Raw genomic sequence first — 18419 nt, 5'->3', positions numbered from 1 at the left:
GCCTGTGGCGCATCGGGAGCCGGTTCGTTCTTGTGTGTGCGAGGCGCATAAGCCGATGGCCAGCGCGCCACTTCATGCGACGCAAACGCCTGGAAAGCCAGCAGGCAATTGACGGATCGCGTGTCGCTACGGCTTTTGTGACACGTGATGGCAACACTGGATCGAGATGACCGGCGCAACATGGCCGTTCGCCGACGAATTACCCCGTCTTTTCCGACCCCGAGCCCGCTTCAATCCCACCGACGACAGACCGGCGACGTGGAGCATGCGGACGGAAGCTACCGCGTCAGGCAATACAACACATCGGGACAACCTTCCTCGTTCCTGCTTCCGTCGTTAAATGCAATGGCTACGAAACCATGCCGCTCATAAAACGCGGCGGCATCGCGATTCATCTGGAACGTATAGAGCTGGAGCTTGCCAACCGTCTGCGTCTTCACCGATTCCAGGAGGGCGGAACCGATCCCTTGTCGTTTGAATTCGGGGCACACGTACAACTGGTCGAGCCATGCAGTACCGTCGGTGATGACGTGTGCGGCCATGCCGACCATGCGATCGTCGTTCATCGCAACGGTCACGTTGCCCGACGGTACGAGTACGTCGGCAATCCAGTCGCGGACGGCGGCTTCGGAGTGCGCGAGCGGCGCGTAGGAGGCGAGCGTGTTGCGCGACCGCAGATACACGTCAGCCACCTCCGCGGCATCCGCCGTCATCGCTCGGCGCAAGATCAAGGGCATGTATCGGCTGCTCCGGAAAATTAATTGCGTGCACAACGATAGCAGCACGGAATCGAACTTCCAAGTTCGCGCGGCATGCCGCTGAAACCGGCGACACCGGAAGTCCGGCGCTGCTTGTCGAGTTTGCGGTATGGCGGTGAGATCGGGTTGCCGATTTACTGCTTCATTCCGACATTCCCGTATCATCCGTCCGGTTCGCCGGATCGCACGCGACGGCGATTCCGCACACATGAAAGGACGAGCGATGAAGGTCGAAAGGCGCGGCCACGGCAAAGCGATCGGGCACGGCGAGGCGGCGGATCCGAAGCGGGCCGGCGTCCCACCGGTCACGAAGAGTACCGACCCGCGCGACTACCAGCATGCACCCGCCATCGCGGCCGTCATGCCGAAAGCATTTCCCGACGGCTTCGTCGTCGCGGAACACCGGCACACGCGCGCGCAACTCGTCTACACCACGACAGGTATCGCCGAAGTCATCGCCTGCCAGTCGCTGTGGATGATCCCGCCGCATCGCGCACTCTGGATTCCACCCGACCTGCCGCACGCGATGCGCGCACACGGGCAACTCGAAATGCGCACCGCCTACGTCGACCCGCGAGCCTGCCGATCCGCGTACCCGGATCAGCCGGGCCTGGTCAACGTTTCGCCGCTGCTGCGCGAGTTGATCGTGCGTGCGTCGTCGTTCCCGGTCGAGGTCGATCCCGACGGACGCGACGCGCTCGTCATCCAGCTCATGCTCGCCGAAATCGAGTGGTCTCCCGAGCAACCGTTGCGGCTGCCGTCCGGCCAGGACCGGCGTCTTGCCCGGGTCTGCGACGCGATGCTCGCGAATCCGGCCGATCAGCGAACGCTGACGGAATGGGCCGACGAAGTCGGTGCATCGAGCCGGACACTGGCCCGGCTGTTCACCGCCGAAACCGGGCTGTCGTTCAGCCAGTGGCGCCAGCAGGCCAGGATTTCGGCCGCGCGCCCGCTGCTGGCCTCGGGACGCTCCGTGATCGCCGTCGCGGCCGAACTCGGCTACGAAACCACGAGCGCCTTCTCGACCGTGTTTCGCCGGTTTGCCGGCATGACGCCCAGCGCGTACGCGAAACTGTCCGATTCCGCGTAGCAAACGTCTTTCCAGCAAACGCGGGGCGCGGCGCGCACGCTTATCGTGTCGGTCATCGAATCCACTGACCGAACGAGGCAAGCCGACATGACGCGACACGACATCGAATTCCTGTCCGAAGCCGCCACGCTGCGAGGCTGGTACTACGAACCGGCGAAGCGCATCGCCGGCACGCAGGCGTATCCGGCCATCGTGATGGCGCACGGCTTCTCCGGCGTGAAGGAACAATATCTGGACCGCTACGCCGAGGTGTTTGCCGCCGGCGGTTTTGGCGTGCTGCTCTACGATCACCGGAATTTCGGCGCGAGCGACGGGTATCCGCGTCAGGAGATCGACCCCGTGCAGCAGAAGCGCGGTTATCGCGATGCGATCAGCTATCTGCTGACGCGCCCGGACGTCGATGCCGCACGCATCGGTATCTGGGGCACCAGCTACAGCGGCGGCCACGTGCTCGAAGTCGCGGCCATCGACCGGCGCGTCAAATGCGTGGTGTCGCAGGTGCCGACGATCAGCGGATATCAGTCGGCGTTGCGCCGCACGCGTTCCGATCTGGTGCCCGCGGCGCTGGCTCGCTTCGATGAAGATCGCAGGCAGCGATTCGCGGGCGGCGTGCCGGCGATGTTGCCGGCAGTCAGTGCGGACCCCGCGACAGCCTGCGCGATGGCGGGCGCGGATGCGTACCGGTTCTTCACCGAGTCGGCGGCGCGGTGTGCGCCGAACTGGAAAAACGAAGTGACGCTGCGCAGCGCCGAGATGTCACGCGAGAACGAGCCGGGCCAGTATGTCGATCGCATCTCGCCGACCCCGTTGCTGATGATCGTGGCCAACGAGGATCTGCTGACGCCGACCGACCTGTGCCTCAAGGCGTGGGAAAACGCGCTGGAGCCGAAGCGCCTGCTGCAGATCAAGGGCGGGCATTTCACGCCGTATATCGAGCATTTCGACGAAACGAGCCGGGCAGCGGTGGAGTGGTTCACGTTGCATCTGTCCGGCGCGTGCTGACCTGACCGGTTGCGGCGCGTGCGTGCGGTGTCCACGGCTTGCGCGAATGGCGATACCGCCAGCTTCGATGGTGCCTGCGTTTGCGGGGAAGGCGGCAACGCATGCCGAGGCGCGACCGCATCCATCGCCCGCCCGAAGCGACACCGGCGAACGGCACGCCGCGATGCCGCACGCGCTCGCGGACGATGTGTCGCCTCCTGGCCCGCACACGGTGGCGGCCGATGCTTCGTCATATGGAGTAATAGCTGTAATCCGGCCTGAAATTTTCTTTCCGGCGACTCGGGCTAGACTGGTCTCGCCTTGATACCCCCCCAAGGTGTTGTGTGTTCTCGGCTTGGCCCGCGCTTTCAGGCTTTCAGGTGCGGGCCAATTTTTTCGGGCGGTCGCCACCGGCCGTTCCGCTCCCGACCCTGCCGGCGGGTGCGTCATCCGGCACCCCCGTTTCGCCATAGCCATTCTTTCCGAACCCTTTCATGGAATCCTGACGATCGACGATCGGTCACAACGTCGTGTGCAATCGTCGGATCTTGCCCGAATCGTGATGACGTCAGGCAGCACGGTGTGACCGCTCGATGAGGGGTGAGCGGGATTCTTCTTGTATCCCGCTCGTTGGCCCGACCGTGTCGGGCTTTTTTTGTTCGAGGGCGGGCAGGTGTGCCACCGATCGCCGCATGTGGCAACATCGCGGTGATTTGCACATCCGATCCGGGTGCCGGCAGGCCCATCCATCCGAAGGGGGAGTCATGTTTGACCATGTCAAATTCGGCGTGAGCGACTTTGCAGCCAGCAAGACGTTTTTCCTCAACGCACTTGAACCGCTTGGCGTCGTGGTGGTGGGTGAGGGCGATCCGTCGTACGGCATCGAGATGTCGCCACCTGGCAAACCATCGTTGTGCCTGTTCCAGACGTCGGAGAAGCCGGCGCATCTTCACATCGCGTTCGTGGCCGACGACCGGCAGCAGGTCGATGCGTTCTATCGCGCGGCGCTGGAGGCGGGCGGGAAGGACAATGGCGCGCCGGGGCTGCGGCCGCATTATCACGCGAACTACTACGCGGCATTTGTCATCGCGCCGGATGGGCACAATATCGAGGTGGTGTGCCATCAGGCGCAGGGGTGATGCCCTGTCGGGCAGCATGGGGCGGCGCGGCGGCTTGCAAGGTCAGGTGCGGAGGGACGGCGGTCGACCGACGCCGTCGAATCGATGAGCGAACGCTTGCTTCATGCGAGCAACGGAGCTTTCCGGGATGAGTGACATCGCCATTGACCTGCCTTTTCCCGTCATCGCGATTCTCATGGGGGCCATCTACTGGCCCGTGACGCTTTGCGTCGGCGCTGTCGGGTTGTATGTCGGCGTGGCGCGCCTGCGCGGTATCGGGCGCGTTGTGTGCGTCGCCATTGCACTCCTGTTCATCGTTGATGCCGGCGCGGGGATCTACGAGGCTCTCCGGCAGGGCTTGAATGCTTCGCACTAGACGCGTGTTCGGCGTGCGTGCGCGTATGCGTCTGCGGCGATCGCGGATGGACTACACTCGGCCGAAACTCGCTGCGTCGTGAAATCGACAAGCGGCAAATACGATACGAACACAATCCGGGGCGGGGAGCGCAAGCTTCCTGAAAGAGACGATGCCAATCAGCAAGTTGAAGGCCATGCCGGCGTTTCGCGCCGACGCACCGCTGCAGATCCGTCACGCTATCGCGCTCTTCACGATCGTCTGGCTCATCGAGGCCGGATTCGCCGTCTGGCTCACGATGCTGGGTTTCGACCAGGCTGGCGAAATCCCCGCAGCGAAAGCCGTGCTCATGCGCAAAGGCGCTGCGATGATCGGGATCATCCAGGCCTTCTGGCTTTTGCTGAACGCGAGCCTGATCGTGGGCCTGTGCCAGCGACAAAAGCTGGCGCGTGTGCTGGAACTGGGGCTCACGGTCGTCACGACGATGGCCCTTCTCGTGATGGGACTCCCTTTCAGGCTGAGCCTGATCGAAGTGGGCTTTCTCGCCAATGCGATCGCGACCGTGCTCATTTACACGGGCCCGTGTACGCGCTGGTTCCAGGCGGCAGCTTCATGAGAGCGTCGTGCTTTCGGCTGACCGGGCGAGTGCCCGCTGTCGAAAATGCGGCTTGGCGGGATGGCGGCTGCCGAGCCGCGACGTGACGACGCCACGGAGAAACGGGCGATGACTTCGACAAGCATCCGCAGGGCAACGGCAGACGACGTACCGGCGCTGACGCGGATCCGGAACGACGCACACGCGAAGAAGCTCACGTACGGCGACCATGCGTGGGGCAAGGAAGGCGACGGATTCTCCGAACGGTGGGTGCGGAGCAACGTTTCTGAAAAGGACGTGTATGTCGTCGAGCTGGACGGCGCGTTGGCCGGAACGTTCTCGCTCGGCTTCGGCGAAGACCGGCACTGGGGGCCGCAGGAGCCGATCGCCGGTTACGTGCACGGGTTGTGCGTGCGGCAAGGCTTCAACGGGCTCGGGCTCGGCGGTTTCATGCTCGACTGGTGCGCTCGCGAGGTGAGCAGCTTGAACCGGCGTTATGTCCGGCTCGATTGCGCCGTCGAAAACGTGACGCTCTGCGCTTATTACGAGTCGCTTGGTTTCATTCGCGTGGGGTTGAAATCGGACGGGATCGTCTGGTCGCTGTACGAGAAACCCGCTGCTTAGCGTTCAGCTGGAACCCCGGCAAATCCATCTGGATAGCTCAACCAACCGCTTTACCCCGAGAACACGCATGCGAGCCGAACTGCGCGACCCCGTCGACCACGACAAGCTTCGACACCTGCTGCCGCTGACAAGAGCCGTGTTTCAACTGCACGAGAACGGACGCGGATACGTAGCGGAGTTGCAGCAGATTTCCCGATTGCTTGGTGAGGATGTCGATCCAATCGACGTGCTCGGCGCGTTTGGCTCGACGAGTGCCGACGGATTTGCGAAGCGACTGGCAATCGACTGGCATACCTTGCCGAACGATCTGTCGGAGCCGGAGCTGCTGGAATTGCTGGATGCCGTATGGGCATGTCGAGGCGACGAGGCGCTTGTCGATTACTGGGTGCGATGTCTGTCGGTCAACACCGGCGATGACCGCATTTCGGACCTGATCTTCTGGCCCGAGGCCTACTTCGGCGCCGGATACGACGGGCGGGCGCTTTCGCCGGCCGAGATGCTGGAGGTTGTTCTCCGCAAGCGGCGCAGCGAATGAAACCGGCGCTGTTCAGCTGGCTCGGCGTGACGATGTATCTCGACGAGGCCGCGAGCCTCGTCGCGCCGGGCTTCAGCCACAGCAACACATGGACGCCGGACGAGTTGAACCGGCGTTATCTCGCGAATCGCGCCGACGGGCTGCACATCGGCGCGTCGCCGGGGCGTCTGGTTCTGGCGACGGTCTGACGAACCGGCGCGACGCGCAGCGCCGGCCGCAACCGCCCATTCGACAGAAGCGGCCGGATCATCGACAATTCGCGGCTATCAAAACATGAGAGAGAGGCAGGTGCATGCGCAGGGCCGTCAAGCCGCTCGGGGTGATCCTGGGCATTTCCGTCGCCGGCATCGCGGGTGCGCAGGCCGCCCCGAGCGAACCGGCATTCCCGCGTTTCACCCAGGTGGAGGGCCGGCAGGATTCGGACGGGCTCCCGCTGTCCGGCGTGAAACTCTGCGTGCTCCCCGATCGTGCGCCGTGCTTCGAGATGCCGCCCGAGCCGGTTCCCCATTCGTCGAAGGAGCTTTACCAGTTCGGACTGATGCCGCGGTCCGAGCGGCTGCCGATTGCGTCGGGCGGCTCGTGGGTGTTCTTCTCGGGGATGTTCTCGGGCGGGGGCAGCGGGATGCTGGAGCGCGTGGCGATATTGCGTTATGGCGCGAACGGCAAGATCGAGAACCTGATGCCGGAAGTCACCCAGACCGAGACGGCCGATCGCGCGATGTGGAAGGTGCCGGACGTGTCGCCCTATCCGGTGTTCGTGCGGGCGGACTTCGTGTGGGCCGACGACGAGGATCATTTCGGCAAGCACTTTTTCGTCGTCGACGCGTGGACGTTCGACCCCGCCATCGGGCAGTACAGGAAGCGGTTTTCCTACCGCACCGCGAAGCGTTATGACCGCGGCGAGGGCTCGGATCATGTGTTGAGCGCCGAGCGTGCGGACATTCTGCGTCACCTCGCCGCCAGCAAGTAGCGCGCTGCCGGTGCGGCGAGCCTCCGCCGCCGCGCGCGTGTGTTGCCGGCGAGGGCGAACCGCCGTTCAGGCGGCCGCCCGCGGCCTCATCGCTGCGCTTCCCCGTAAGTCTCCCTGCATACCTCGCGCAACGCGTCGACCAGGAGATCCCGCGCCGGCGAGCGCGAATCGGCGGCGCGGGTAAAGAGCGCGATGGGCGGGAGCGTCCAGACCAGCGAGTACGGCACGATCGCCACGCCGGCGATCCGCACCAGTTCTTCCGCGATGTCGGCGGGCACGATCGATACGGCCTCGTCGCTCGACGCGATCATCTCGCCGATCAGCTTGGACGAGTAACTTTCGACGATCGGCACGGGCGGCGGGATGCCGGCCGACAGGAACAGGTCGGTGACCTGTTCCCGCATCGGCGTATGCGGGGCGCCGAGAATCCAGTCGAGCGCGTGCAGCTTGTGCCAGTCCAGCGCGGTGCGGGCCAGTTTCGCGGCAAGACGCCGGCTCGCGATCATGCGCGGCTGCTGCTGGTACAGCACCTCGAAGGAAACCTGCCCCAGGTCGATCGCCGACGACGCCCGCCCGATCACGATGTCGACGCTGTGGTCCTTGAGCTGCAGCAGGAGCTGATCGCTGGTGCCTTCGTGAATCGTCACGGTCAGGCGCCGTTCCATGCGCGCCTGCAGCCGCTTGAGCGCCGCCGACAGCATCTGCCCGGAAATGAACGGAATCACGCCGATGTGCAGGTGGGCCGCATGCCCGGCGGCGACGGCCTCCATTTCGCGGGCGAGGTGGTCGAGATCCTTGATCATCGCCTTCGCCCGCTCGAGCACGACCGCGCCGAGCGCGGTAGGCCGCATGCCGCGCGACGAGCGCTCGAAGAGCGGCGTGCCGAACATGCTCTCCAGCTCGGACAGCGCGTTCGTCACGGCCGGCTGGCTGCTGGCCATGTGCTCCGCGACACGCGTCAGCGACCCGTGCTGCTGAATCTGCAGCAACAGCACCAGGTGCCGCATCTTCAGGCGCGCGCCCAGCCGCCTGACCACGTCGTTCGCGTCAAAAGTCATTGACTGGTCACGTATTCATCATGAAAAAGTGATGGAGCGATATTAAAACAGAATCATCACCTTATGGCGGATCCCTAGAATCACCTTCATGGATCGCGCCGGGACTGGCCTGGCGCCCGTGCCCGGATCGAAAAACATGAAACAGACTGAGACACAGCAGCAGGCAGCGTTCGACTATCACGAATTTCCGACCCCGGGAAAGATCTCGGTCGTCGCCAGCAAGCCGCTCGTGACGCAGCGCGATCTCGCGCTGGCGTACACGCCGGGCGTGGCGGGCGTGTGCGAGGCCATCGCCGCCGATCCGCTGCAGGCGCACCGCTTCACCAGCCGCGGCAACCTGGTCGGCGTGATCACGAACGGCACGGCCGTACTGGGTCTGGGCAACATCGGCCCGCTCGCGTCCAAGCCGGTCATGGAAGGCAAGGCCGTGCTCTTCAAGAAGTTCGCGGGGATCGACGTCTTCGACATCGAGATCAACGAAACCGATCCGGACAAGCTGGTCGACATCATCGCGGGCCTCGAGCCCACCTTCGGCGGCATCAACCTCGAGGACATCAAGGCGCCCGAATGCTTCACGGTCGAGCAGAAGCTGCGCGAACGCATGAAGATCCCGGTCTTCCATGACGATCAGCACGGCACCGCCATCACCGTGTCCGCCGCGTTCATCAACGGGCTGAAGGTCGTCGGGAAGTCGATTTCGGAAGTGAAGGTCGTGACGTCGGGCGCAGGGGCCGCCGCGCTGGCCTGCCTGGACCTGCTGGTCGACCTCGGGCTGCCGGTCGAGAACGTGTGGGTGACCGATATCGAAGGCGTCGTCTATCGCGGGCGCACCGCGCTGATGGACCCGGCCAAGTCGCGCTTTGCGCAGGAAACCGATGCGCGCAAGCTGGCCGACGTGATCGGCGGCGCGGACGTGTTCCTGGGCCTGTCGGTCGGCGGCATCCTGAGTGCCGAGATGCTGAAGGAGATGGCGCCGCGCCCGCTGATTCTCGCGCTGGCCAATCCCACGCCGGAAATCTTCCCGGAACTGGCGCATGCGACGCGCGACGACGTCGTCATCGCGACGGGCCGTTCGGACTACCCGAACCAGGTCAACAACGTCCTCTGCTTCCCGTACATCTTCCGCGGCGCGCTGGACGTGGGCGCGACGACGATCACCCGCGACATGGAGATCGCCGCGGTGCACGCGATCGCGGGGCTGGCCGAGGAAGAGCAGAACGAAGTCGTCGCGGCGGCCTACGGCGCATACGACGTGGCGTTCGGCGCGCAATACCTGATTCCGAAGCCGTTCGACCCGCGCCTGATCGTCCGTATCGCGCCGGCCGTGGCGAAGGCGGCGATGGAAGGCGGCGTGGCGAAGCGCCCGCTGACGGATCTCGACGCGTATGTCGAGCAACTGCAGCAATTCGTCTACCACTCCGGCGCGTTCATGAAGCCGCTGTTCGCGACGGCGCGCCGGCTGGTGCGTGACGGCGGCAAGGCGCGGATCGTCTTCACCGAAGGCGAGGACGAGCGCGTGCTCCGCGCGGTGCAGGTGATCGTCGACGAGAAGCTGGCGCGTCCGATCCTGGTCGGGCGCCCGGAAGTGCTGCTGGCGCGCATCGAGCGGTTCGGCTTGCGGATCCGGCTCGGCCAGGATGTCGAGGTGACGAACCCCGAGTACGACGAGCGGTTCCCGCAGTACTGGACGACGTATTGGGAGCTGCGCTGCCGGGACGGCATCTCGAAGGAAATGGCGCGGGTCGAGATGCGGCGCCGCCTGACGCTGATCGGCGCGATGATGGTGCGGCTCGGCGATGCGGACGGGATGATTTGCGGCACGGTCGGCGAATATCACAACCACCTGCGGTTCGTCGACGAGGTGATCGGCAGGAAGCCGGGTGCGTCCACGTATGCGGCGATGAACATCCTGTTGCTCGACCAGCGGACGGTCGCGCTGGTGGACACGCACGTCAACGACAATCCCGATGCCGGGCAGATCGCGGAATTCACGATTGCCGCGGCTCGTCAGATGGAATGGCTGAACCTCACGCCGAAGGCGGCGTTGCTGTCGCGGTCGAACTTCGGGTCGGGGAGTGCGGCGTCGGGCGTGAAGATGCGCCGGGCGCTGGAGATCATCCGGGAGCAGGCGCCCGATATCGAGGCGGACGGCGAGATGCATGGCGACTGCGCGCTCGACGAGGGCTTGCGGTCGAGGCTGCTGCCGATGTCGCCGCTGAAGGGGGCGGCGAACCTGCTCGTGTGTCCGAACGTGGATGCGGGGAATATCGCGTACAACCTGCTCAAGACGGAGGCGGGCAGCAATGTGGCGGTGGGACCGTTCCTGTTGGGCGTCAACGCGCCGGTGAACATTCTGACGTCCAGCGCGACGGTGCGGCGGATCGTGAACATGACGGCGTTGACGGTGATCGAGGCGAACCGGAACGCGTCTGTTTGAGCGGAAACCGGAAGGGGGCGGGTTCACCGGACGCGGTGTGGTTCGGGGGACTCGCCCCTTCGGCGATGGCTTTCTAGTCGCGCCCGTCGACGTTGACTTCATCGAGGCCCCATGTGGCCGCAAGATGATCGCGCAAGGTCGCGAGAATCTCGTCCGATAGCGCGGGCAATCCCCGCGCGGTGGCTCGGGCGAGGATCAATCCGCCCACCATTGTCGACAGCATCGAAATTGCTCGAACCCGGTCCTCGGGTTCGATCTGCGCAGCCTCCGTACCATCGGGCCTCCGCTGCGCGAATAGCGTCATGTAGCGCCCGATGCCTTGGGCGAAAGCGTCTGCGATCGCACCCGTTTCGCGTGCCGCGTCTGCCGCGAGCGCGGCCACCGGGCAGCCCTGGCCGACGCTGTCGCGATGCTGCGGCGACAGGTAATTCGCGACGCCGGTTCGAAGGAACCCGTCGGCGTCGGCGTTCGCATCGGCATCCGGTGTCTCCAGCTCGGAGAGTTTCCACTCGAACGCATATTCCGCGGCCTCCGCCGCCAGTGCATCCTTCGATTCGAAGTGCCGGTACAGCCCGCCGTGCGTGAGCCCGGCCTCGCGTGTGATGTCGGCCACTCCCACGCCGGTGAAACCGCGTTCGCGATATAGCCGGGCCGCGGCCTGCAGGATGGCCAGGCGGTTCTCGGCCACCTGCGTTTTCGAGACTTTCATGAAGATCCTTTCGTGCGCATGGCATTGCGTGTTGATGACAATCATACTCAATACTGTATGATGTCGATCATCATCAATAGATCGACCAGGACAGAATCCATGCACATCACGCCCACTGCGAACCGCCGAATCGTCGTCACCGGGATGGGAATGGTCTCGCCGCTGGGGTGCGGAGTCGAGCTGGCGTGGCAGCGGCTGCTGGCCGGCCAGTCGGGCTTGCGCCGGCTGCCGGATTCGATGACGGCGGACATCGCGGCCCGCGTGGGCGGTGTGGTGCCCGATGTGCACGAGGACGGGGGCGGCGGCTTCGACATCGACCGCTTCGTGTCGACCAAGGACCAGCGCAAGATCGACCGCTTCATCGCCTTCGCGCTCGCCGCCGCGCAAGAGGCACTCGCGCAGGCGCAATGGGCGCCGGCCGACGAAGCGTCCCAGCGGCGCACCGCCACGGTCATCGCGTCGGGCATCGGTGGATTTCCGGCGATTGCGGGCGCGGTGCGGACGACCGAGACGCGCGGACCGAAGCGTCTGTCGCCGTTCACGATTCCCTCGTTCCTCGTCAACCTTGCGGCGGGCCACGTGTCGATCCGGCACGGCCTGAAGGGGCCGATGGGGGCCCCGGTGACGGCTTGCGCCGCGAGCATCCAGGCCATCGGCGACGCGGCACGGCTGATCCGCTGCGGCGAGGCCGACATCGCGGTGTGCGGTGGCGCCGAGGCCGCAATCGATCGCGTCAGCCTGGGCGCCTTCGCCGCAGCGAAAACCTTGTCCACCGGCTTCAATGACACACCCACCCGCGCATCGCGACCCTTCGACCGGGCCCGCGACGGTTTCGTGATGGGCGAAGGCGCCGGCATGCTGGTGATCGAATCGCTCGAGCACGCGCTTGCGCGCGGCGCCGCGCCCCTGGTCGAACTCATTGGATATGGCACCAGCGCCGATGCGTTTCACATTACCTCCGGCCCCGAAGACGGCAGCGGCGCGCGACGCTCGATGCAGACGGCGCTGACGCAGGCCGGCCTGACTCCGTCCGACCTGCAGCATCTCAACGCTCATGCCACCTCGACGCCGGTCGGCGACCTGGGCGAATTGGCCGCGGTACGCGACCTGTTCGGCGTCGACGTCCCGCTCGCCATCACCTCCACCAAGTCGGCGACGGGCCACTTGCTGGGCGCGGCCGGTGGCGTAGCGGCGATCTTCACCGCCCTGGCCTTGCGCGATCAGGTCGTCCCGATGACGCTGAACCTCGAACAGCCGGACGCACTCGCCGAGGGCCTGGACATCGTGCGCGATGCGCCGCGGCACATGCCGATCGTTCACGCGATGGCCAACGGTTTCGGCTTCGGCGGCGTGAACGCCAGCGTCGTCTTCAAGCGTTGGGGAGCGTGATGTCGCCCGCGTCTGCGAAGCCTGCCGGGTGCCAGTGGCCCGGTCGGCTTCTCGATCGGCGATCGGTTCACGGTCAAACGCTCGGCGGATGTCTGAAGTCCAGGCCATTCGCCGAAACCCTTCGGGGCACGGTCTAATCGGAATATTCAATTGAGCATTCGCTCTCGGCATCAGCGAATGCGCCAGAGTGCGTCGGCTTCGGGTGGATCGCGGCCCGTGATGACGTGACGGCGAAGCAATCTCAGGCCTGATCTGACGATGGCTGAGAGATCAGGGTTTCGACTTACCCACCTGATCTGACTTTGGCGACGGACGTTCCGGCCGCACTGATTTCTTCGGGCCGCTTCAACCTCGAGGCGCGGCCCTGGCGAGCGGCTCCCTTCACGCTGCCGCGCTTGTCAGTCGAAATCCGTTGTTACCGGCTTGGGATGTCCGCAATCGTTTGCAAGCAACCACTCGTATATCGGCTAAACCCTTGGACGCCTCTGCCGCGTCTCCGCACCTCGTGCCGATTTAATCAGTATTTCGTAACAATCGCCCGTGGCGACACGCCGGATAGCGCATATTCGATACCAATCCTAACGAAGTTTTAGGGCTCGCTACTTCGCGTATCATCCGATAATTGGCTTTTATTTTCGTCTAAAATCGCGCTTCCTCTTACTTTATAACGGAAAGCGTTTTGAAAGGACTGACGAAAAATATCTCGCGCACGGCCATCGCCGCATGCGTCGCTTATGCCGGGCTCATGCCTTTATCCCGGCCCGCCGAAGCCCAGGTCGAACCTCTGAAGAATCCCGTCTACGGTGTGACCCTCGACGACCTGACCAAACTGGACGCCATCGTCGCGTCGCTGCAGAACCTGCCGTACAAGCCCACCGTGCGTGTCGTGTTCGATCCGGGCACGTCGGCCGCCGACTACTACGCGCCTCTGCTGCGCCTGCACGCAGTCGCGTACGTGATGGGCGAAGTCTACGATTCCTACTATTTCCCGACGGATCTCGCCACGTATCAAGCAAGAACGCAGGAACTGGTGTCGCAGCTGAAGAACACCGTCGACGTCTGGGAGATCGCGAACGAAATCAACGGCGAATGGCTGCGTAACAACCCGAGCGGCACGAATTCCGTGGTCAACTCGCAAGAGCAGCAGATCGGCCAGATGGTCGCGGCGGCCAACCAGATCGTCAAATCGAATGGCGGCAAGACGGCCATCACGCTGTACTACAACGACGACAGCAAGGGCAACAACTGCTGGGAGAAGCCGCAGGATTACTGGAAGACGTGGCCGACCACGTTCCTGTCGTCGACGGTTCGCCAGCAGGCCGACTACGCGCTGTTCAGCTACTACCCGTATCAGGATTGCCCGGGGCTGAACCCGACGTGGAAGAACGATTTCGCGGCGCTGGAAAGCATCTTCCCGAACGCGAAGGTCGGCTTCGGCGAAATCGGCACCTCGGATATTTCCGCGCCCGCATCGGTGCAGCAGAACCTGATCAAGACCTACTACCCGATGGTCAACAGCATGGCCGATCCGCGTTTCATCGGCGGATTCTTCTGGTGGAACTACGTCGAGCAAATGCTCCCGTATTCGACGAGCTCGTACTTCCAGCTGTTGCGTCAGACGATCATCACGCTCAAGGCGCCCAACTAAGCGAAAAGCGCCATCCAGGAGCAAGCGTCAGCGTCGTTGGTTAGAACCACAATGTCGCGCGTACCACGAGACCACGTGCGCGTGCCGCTGACGTCAATCCGAACCGGTATTGCACCGTGACATCCAGATAGCTTGCCGGCGCGCTGTACCGCCCTTCGCGAAACCAGTACCGCAACTGGATGCCGGGCCCGGCACCGATCGCCGTCTTTTCCGGCTGTCGATTGTCGTGATCGCCGGCCACCGCCGCGTGCGGGTAGATGGTCAGCCGATCGCTGATCATCGGCAAACGCCAGGTGTGCCCGTAACGCAGCTCCGAATAAATGATGTATCGACCCGCGCTGATGAAGTACGCGCCCTCGACATACGCCTGCCAGCTGCGCCAGCTCGGTTCGGTCACCCTCAGGTCGGTCCCGGCTTCCGACGAATAACCCACGCGCATCAGCCAGTCCGTCATCGACAGGCTGCCGACGTGGAACAGCCGCTCGGCGGTCAGCACGACGTTCTGGTCGGGCAGCGGCTTGTAGCGCGCGCCCACCGAACCCTGCACGGTCGGCATGCCGGTCACGTTGCCCGTCCCGTCGTAGGCCGTGCCGTATCCGCGCACGAAGAACTGGAAGATGCGGCCGTTCTGGTAGCCGATCTTCGGCGGCTGCCAATACGCTTCGATACCCGGCTGCAACACGCTGATCGTGCCTTGCGGGCCGAACGCGGCCGACTGGTACGGCGCGCTCAGCACGAACCCCCAGGTGCGCTGAAGCTGCTCGACTTCCCGTCGATAGCCGAACTTGTGCTGCGCATCGAATTTGTGTTCGTTCTCGTCGGCGTCGAGGCTGTGCTCGAACAGGTCGATGGACTCGTCGTTCAACCCGATCCGCTTGGCGGCATAACCCGCGTCCGCGTAGTTCATCGCGTTGCCGGCGCCGCCGGCGAATCCCTCCTGGAATGCGTCGAGTGCCTCGCGATCCTTGTGGTCGCGCAGCAGGTCATAGGCTTCCTGCAATTTCTGTTGCGCGGTATTGTCCACCGGCGCCTGGGCGGGCTGGTCTTCCTGCCGCGCCTGCGCCGCGATCGATGCGGCCATGTTGCGCTCGCCTTCGGTCGTCGCATCGCCGGCCGCGAGATCCGCCATCCGGATCGCGGTATCGCGGTCGCCCGCCTGCAGGCTCAACTGCGCGATGCGCAGCTGCACCACGGCCGATTTTTCATCGGCGAGCGGGGCCAGCGCAATGCCGGCTTCATGCGGACGATTCGCCGCGAGCGCGCTGTCCGACCAGGCGAGACGCAGGTTGCGCTGCTGCTCCTTGCTCCATGTCCCGGTTGCGACGGCGGCCGAGAAATCGCTGCAGGCGACGTCGTAGCGCATCTGCCGCTGCGCCAGGTAGCCGTGCTGCGCGCGCACCGCCGCACTCTTCGGAAAACGAACCATCAGCGATTCCACCAAGGCGTCCGCTTCATCGACCTTTCCTTCCCGCCTGTATACGTCGACGAGCAGCAGCCCGAGCTGTTCGCTACCGGGCTGAATCCGGATGGCGCGCGACGCATACACTTCCGCGAGGGGCAGGTCGCCGGCATTGATCGCCTTGTAGGCGCTGTCGGCGAGCCGGTAGGCCTTGGGCGTCAGCGGCTGCGCGGCGGAGGCCGGCGCGTGCCACGCCAGCGACACGGCGATCGCCAGTGCGCTCAACCGGGCGCAGCGCTTGAGGCCGGCCGCGATCGGGGGTTTCGAATGCTTCATGCCTGTTCTCCCGACGGTTTCGTCACGAGGGCGCCCTGCTGCGCCGCCGGGTCGCCGTCGCGTGCGCGGGCGAGTTCGACGAAGCGCGAGTGCCGCGAGAGTTCGGCGGCAATCTCCGCATCGCAGGCGATGAAGTAGGCCACGTTCGATCGCGCGCCGCGCCGCACGACATCCTGTTCGTCCGGCGTGAGCGGTCGCCCGACCGCAACGTTCAACGTGCCGTCTTCCGCGGTCGAAAACGGCACGGCGTGGTACGCGTACTGCACCTCGAATGCCAGCGAATCCGCGAAGTGGCCCACCGCGACGTTGCCGAGGCTCACCCGGGGCAGTTCGGCTTGCTCGGCGATTGCATCCGCGAGCGATTCGGCGGATATCGCGCAGCCTTCGACCAGCAGTTCACCGAGACGTTTGCCGCAGGTCAGCTGCTTCTCGAGGCTTGCCTGCAATTGCTCCAGCGTGACCACGCCCCAGCCGACCAGGATCTCGCCGACTTTCATGCGCGCTTTCCCGAGCGCTTCGTTCGACAGGTAGGTATGGCTGGTCTTGTCCCACGCGATGGGCTTGCCGGTCACCAGGTGGCCGATGTAGATGCGCCACGCACGGCAAACCGCATAGAAATTGATCAGGTTGTTGACGAACATCCGCGGGATCGACAACAGCCCCTGGGTCGGGCCGTTCAGCTTGCTGACGAAATGGAAGCGCTGCCCGGCCCGCGCAAACAGCATGGCGGTGTTGATCCACAGCAGCGGCGCGACCCAGTGGCTCGCCATGAAGAGCGGGGCGCCGACGGGGATGACATGGAGGGATCGCTGAAGTGCGCCGAGCAACAGGAAGTTGACCAGCACGCCATAGGCAATGACCGAGAACAGCGAGGTCACGATGCCCTTGCGATCGTGGAAGAACATGTATCGGGTGAGAAGATTGCCTTTCCAGCCGAGTTGCTCCCAGCCCTGAAAGGCGATGCCGAGGATCCAGCGCGTGCGCTGACGGTACGCGGTACGAAATGTCTTCGGAAAATACTCGCGCGTGGCCAGCAGGTTGCGATTGGCGACGCTACCCGTTGCGCGTCTTTCCGCTGCATCGCGCGTGATGCCCGTCAATGGAATGCATGCAAAGGTTTCCTTCATCCCCAGGTCTCTCAACCGGAAGCTGAAGTCGTAGTCCTCGGTCAGCGAACTGGTGTTGAACGGCGAGCCGTTGCGTTCCTTCATCGCCGCTTCGATCGAGCGCCTGCTGTAGCACGATGCAACGCCCGCGCCCGGGACGACGCCGGTCAGGCGGGCCCGAACCGGCACGTCCTTCTGGTGCGTTTCGCTGAAATCGTCCAGGTAGCATCCGGCGACGAACTCGTTCCATTTTCGCGGCAAGGACAGCACGGGAAGCTGGACCAGGTCGCTATCCGCCACCGCGTGGTTGAGGTACTTGAGTTCGACCGGATGAATGACGTCCTCGCAGTCGTGCATGACGACGCCCGCGAATTGAATTCGGTGGACCGCTTCGTAGCGCAGGATCGCTTCGATGATCCAGTTCAGGCAGTCCGCCTTGCAGGTCGGCCCGTCGTTCATCACGGTCGCGCGCGTGACCCTGCCCGGGTACCGGCGGACCATGCGTTCGACCTCGGCCGTGGTTTCGGCATCGTTGTGATAGGTGCCGACGAATATCACGTAGCGCTCGTACTCGAGGGTCGCCAAGGTGTTTTCGATCATCTTGGCGATCACGTCGTATTCCTTCCAGGCCGGAACCATCAGCGCCAGATGCCGTTCTTCCAGCCCGCGCAGCATGCCGATATCGATCGTTTGCGATTTTTCACGGCGCAGGATGCGCCGGATTTCAAACGACCAGTAACAGGCATCCAGCGTGAGGTCATCCAGTGTGCTCACCAGGATGACAATTGCGGTCACAATGGCGACAAGGTTAAGTGCGTATAAGTACGCACTCCAAATCATGTTATCCATCATTTTTTCCGCGATTTTATCTTTTATTTGATTATTTCCCCTCGTATCGACGAAAGACGAAAGTTCCCCGTCCTCGCCGGCCCCGTCACGTCCACTCCGTGGCTTGCGCCGCGCGAATTCCCGCCGTTCGAAAAAGCCGGCAGCACGCGAGCTTTCCCGATGTGGTCGCGTTGCATTGCGAACGATGCAACGTGTTCAGTGGATGACTTTTTGACTGCCCGTTTACCGCTTGCCTGCCTGCCTCCGTCCCTGCATTCCTGATCGCCTGCAGCCGCTCTCCACCCGACGCTTGCGCAGTGCCCCCGCGCACCGACTCCGCAGCACACAGGTCATGTAGCAAGTCGTGCGCCATCGCTGCGCGACCCTTGACGTTACGTACATCGCGGCTAGCCGAACGGAATCGGCCCGCCGAATCCGAGCCAAATGTTTCAGTGCTGAAACACGCTGTCGATCGATCGGATG

General features: G+C 64.2%; 16 protein-coding genes and 1 pseudogene. 12 read left to right on the top strand and 5 right to left on the bottom strand.

Features of this window, described 5'->3' with window-relative positions:
• Positions 1 to 278: 278 nt before the first annotated feature.
• Complete coding sequence (locus VK92_RS32730; protein WP_048021622.1) at positions 279 to 737, bottom strand: GNAT family N-acetyltransferase; 459 nt, start codon at positions 735 to 737, stop codon at positions 279 to 281.
• Positions 738 to 981: 244 nt separating this feature from the next.
• Between VK92_RS32730 and VK92_RS32725 the strand changes: the two genes are divergently transcribed.
• The 9 genes and pseudogenes from VK92_RS32725 to VK92_RS32685 all read left to right on the top strand — a co-directional run bounded on the left by VK92_RS32725 (position 982) and on the right by VK92_RS32685 (position 7026).
• Positions 982 to 1848 (top strand): AraC family transcriptional regulator, encoded by an 867-nt coding sequence (locus tag VK92_RS32725; RefSeq protein ID WP_081070463.1) that lies wholly within the window; start codon positions 982 to 984, stop codon positions 1846 to 1848.
• Between the two features lie 87 nt (positions 1849 to 1935).
• Positions 1936 to 2850: an alpha/beta hydrolase gene (locus tag VK92_RS32720; protein ID WP_048021624.1), complete on the top strand. Its 915-nt coding sequence runs from the start codon at positions 1936 to 1938 to the stop codon at positions 2848 to 2850.
• 743 nt (positions 2851 to 3593) lie between these two features.
• Positions 3594 to 3968 carry a VOC family protein gene (locus tag VK92_RS32715; RefSeq protein ID WP_048021626.1) on the top strand — a complete coding sequence of 125 codons (375 nt, stop codon included), beginning with the start codon at positions 3594 to 3596 and terminating at the stop codon, positions 3966 to 3968.
• A 127-nt stretch (positions 3969 to 4095) separates the two neighbouring features.
• Positions 4096 to 4323 (top strand): hypothetical protein, encoded by a 228-nt coding sequence (locus VK92_RS32710; protein WP_021156695.1) that lies wholly within the window; start codon positions 4096 to 4098, stop codon positions 4321 to 4323.
• A 151-nt stretch (positions 4324 to 4474) separates the two neighbouring features.
• Positions 4475 to 4918 (top strand): hypothetical protein, encoded by a 444-nt coding sequence (locus VK92_RS32705; RefSeq protein ID WP_059627684.1) that lies wholly within the window; start codon positions 4475 to 4477, stop codon positions 4916 to 4918.
• A 108-nt stretch (positions 4919 to 5026) separates the two neighbouring features.
• On the top strand, positions 5027 to 5521 hold the full coding sequence (locus VK92_RS32700; protein WP_048021733.1) for a GNAT family N-acetyltransferase: 495 nt from the start codon (positions 5027 to 5029) through the stop codon (positions 5519 to 5521).
• Between the two features lie 67 nt (positions 5522 to 5588).
• Positions 5589 to 6056, top strand: a complete 468-nt coding sequence (locus VK92_RS32695) for a hypothetical protein (RefSeq protein WP_048021628.1) — start codon at positions 5589 to 5591, stop codon at positions 6054 to 6056.
• A 2-nt stretch (positions 6057 to 6058) separates the two neighbouring features.
• Positions 6059 to 6244, top strand: a pseudogene (locus VK92_RS32690) (hypothetical protein); the annotation flags it as partial.
• Positions 6245 to 6348: 104 nt separating this feature from the next.
• Positions 6349 to 7026: a hypothetical protein gene (locus VK92_RS32685; RefSeq protein ID WP_048021633.1), complete on the top strand. Its 678-nt coding sequence runs from the start codon at positions 6349 to 6351 to the stop codon at positions 7024 to 7026.
• An 86-nt stretch (positions 7027 to 7112) separates the two neighbouring features.
• Here the strand turns inward: VK92_RS32685 and VK92_RS32680 are convergent, their stop codons facing one another.
• Positions 7113 to 8084 (bottom strand): LysR substrate-binding domain-containing protein, encoded by a 972-nt coding sequence (locus VK92_RS32680; protein ID WP_021156700.1) that lies wholly within the window; start codon positions 8082 to 8084, stop codon positions 7113 to 7115.
• A 136-nt stretch (positions 8085 to 8220) separates the two neighbouring features.
• On the opposite strand from VK92_RS32680, the gene VK92_RS32675 reads away from it, so the two are divergent.
• Positions 8221 to 10521: an NADP-dependent malic enzyme gene (locus VK92_RS32675; protein ID WP_021156702.1), complete on the top strand. Its 2301-nt coding sequence runs from the start codon at positions 8221 to 8223 to the stop codon at positions 10519 to 10521.
• A gap of 73 nt (positions 10522 to 10594) precedes the next feature.
• On the opposite strand, the gene VK92_RS32670 is transcribed toward VK92_RS32675, so the two are convergent.
• Positions 10595 to 11230 (bottom strand): TetR/AcrR family transcriptional regulator, encoded by a 636-nt coding sequence (locus VK92_RS32670; RefSeq protein ID WP_048021735.1) that lies wholly within the window; start codon positions 11228 to 11230, stop codon positions 10595 to 10597.
• Between the two features lie 99 nt (positions 11231 to 11329).
• Between VK92_RS32670 and fabF the strand changes: the two genes are divergently transcribed.
• Complete coding sequence (gene fabF, locus VK92_RS32665) at positions 11330 to 12619, top strand: beta-ketoacyl-ACP synthase II (RefSeq protein ID WP_048021635.1); 1290 nt, start codon at positions 11330 to 11332, stop codon at positions 12617 to 12619.
• A 745-nt stretch (positions 12620 to 13364) separates the two neighbouring features.
• A complete protein-coding gene (locus tag VK92_RS32660; RefSeq protein ID WP_225740240.1) occupies positions 13365 to 14267 on the top strand; it encodes a hypothetical protein in 903 nt (300 codons plus the stop codon).
• Positions 14268 to 14307: 40 nt separating this feature from the next.
• On the opposite strand, the gene VK92_RS32655 is transcribed toward VK92_RS32660, so the two are convergent.
• The gene (locus VK92_RS32655) at positions 14308 to 16002 is read right to left on the bottom strand and encodes an NfrA family protein (RefSeq protein ID WP_048021638.1); all 1695 of its coding nucleotides are present in this window, start codon (positions 16000 to 16002) and stop codon (positions 14308 to 14310) included.
• On the bottom strand, positions 15999 to 17960 hold the full coding sequence (locus VK92_RS32650) for a glycosyl transferase family protein (protein ID WP_053076246.1): 1962 nt from the start codon (positions 17958 to 17960) through the stop codon (positions 15999 to 16001). Before VK92_RS32650 ends, VK92_RS32655 begins: the two co-directional genes overlap by 4 nt.
• Between the last annotated feature and the right edge of the window lie 459 nt (positions 17961 to 18419).

The sequence above is a fragment of the Burkholderia sp. LK4 genome (assembly GCF_001043615.1).
Lineage (GTDB): Bacteria > Pseudomonadota > Gammaproteobacteria > Burkholderiales > Burkholderiaceae > Burkholderia > Burkholderia cepacia.
The sequence above is the reverse complement of the archived record's forward strand: the minus strand, read 5'-3'. Positions and strand labels throughout refer to the sequence as shown.

What these genes read in the sequence shown, in the direction of transcription:
- VK92_RS32730 (WP_048021622.1), bottom strand. Translation starts at nt 737, where the DNA reads ATGCCCTTGATCTTGCGCCGAGCGATGACGGCGGATGCCGCGGAGGTG.
- VK92_RS32725 (WP_081070463.1), top strand. Translation starts at nt 982, where the DNA reads ATGAAGGTCGAAAGGCGCGGCCACGGCAAAGCGATCGGGCACGGCGAG.
- VK92_RS32720 (WP_048021624.1), top strand. Translation starts at nt 1,936, where the DNA reads ATGACGCGACACGACATCGAATTCCTGTCCGAAGCCGCCACGCTGCGA.
- VK92_RS32715 (WP_048021626.1), top strand. Translation starts at nt 3,594, where the DNA reads ATGTTTGACCATGTCAAATTCGGCGTGAGCGACTTTGCAGCCAGCAAG.
- VK92_RS32710 (WP_021156695.1), top strand. Translation starts at nt 4,096, where the DNA reads ATGAGTGACATCGCCATTGACCTGCCTTTTCCCGTCATCGCGATTCTC.
- VK92_RS32705 (WP_059627684.1), top strand. Translation starts at nt 4,475, where the DNA reads ATGCCAATCAGCAAGTTGAAGGCCATGCCGGCGTTTCGCGCCGACGCA.
- VK92_RS32700 (WP_048021733.1), top strand. Translation starts at nt 5,027, where the DNA reads ATGACTTCGACAAGCATCCGCAGGGCAACGGCAGACGACGTACCGGCG.
- VK92_RS32695 (WP_048021628.1), top strand. Translation starts at nt 5,589, where the DNA reads ATGCGAGCCGAACTGCGCGACCCCGTCGACCACGACAAGCTTCGACAC.
- VK92_RS32685 (WP_048021633.1), top strand. Translation starts at nt 6,349, where the DNA reads ATGCGCAGGGCCGTCAAGCCGCTCGGGGTGATCCTGGGCATTTCCGTC.
- VK92_RS32680 (WP_021156700.1), bottom strand. Translation starts at nt 8,084, where the DNA reads ATGACTTTTGACGCGAACGACGTGGTCAGGCGGCTGGGCGCGCGCCTG.
- VK92_RS32675 (WP_021156702.1), top strand. Translation starts at nt 8,221, where the DNA reads ATGAAACAGACTGAGACACAGCAGCAGGCAGCGTTCGACTATCACGAA.
- VK92_RS32670 (WP_048021735.1), bottom strand. Translation starts at nt 11,230, where the DNA reads ATGAAAGTCTCGAAAACGCAGGTGGCCGAGAACCGCCTGGCCATCCTG.
- fabF (WP_048021635.1), top strand. Translation starts at nt 11,330, where the DNA reads ATGCACATCACGCCCACTGCGAACCGCCGAATCGTCGTCACCGGGATG.
- VK92_RS32660 (WP_225740240.1), top strand. Translation starts at nt 13,365, where the DNA reads ATGCCTTTATCCCGGCCCGCCGAAGCCCAGGTCGAACCTCTGAAGAAT.
- VK92_RS32655 (WP_048021638.1), bottom strand. Translation starts at nt 16,002, where the DNA reads ATGAAGCATTCGAAACCCCCGATCGCGGCCGGCCTCAAGCGCTGCGCC.
- VK92_RS32650 (WP_053076246.1), bottom strand. Translation starts at nt 17,960, where the DNA reads ATGATGGATAACATGATTTGGAGTGCGTACTTATACGCACTTAACCTT.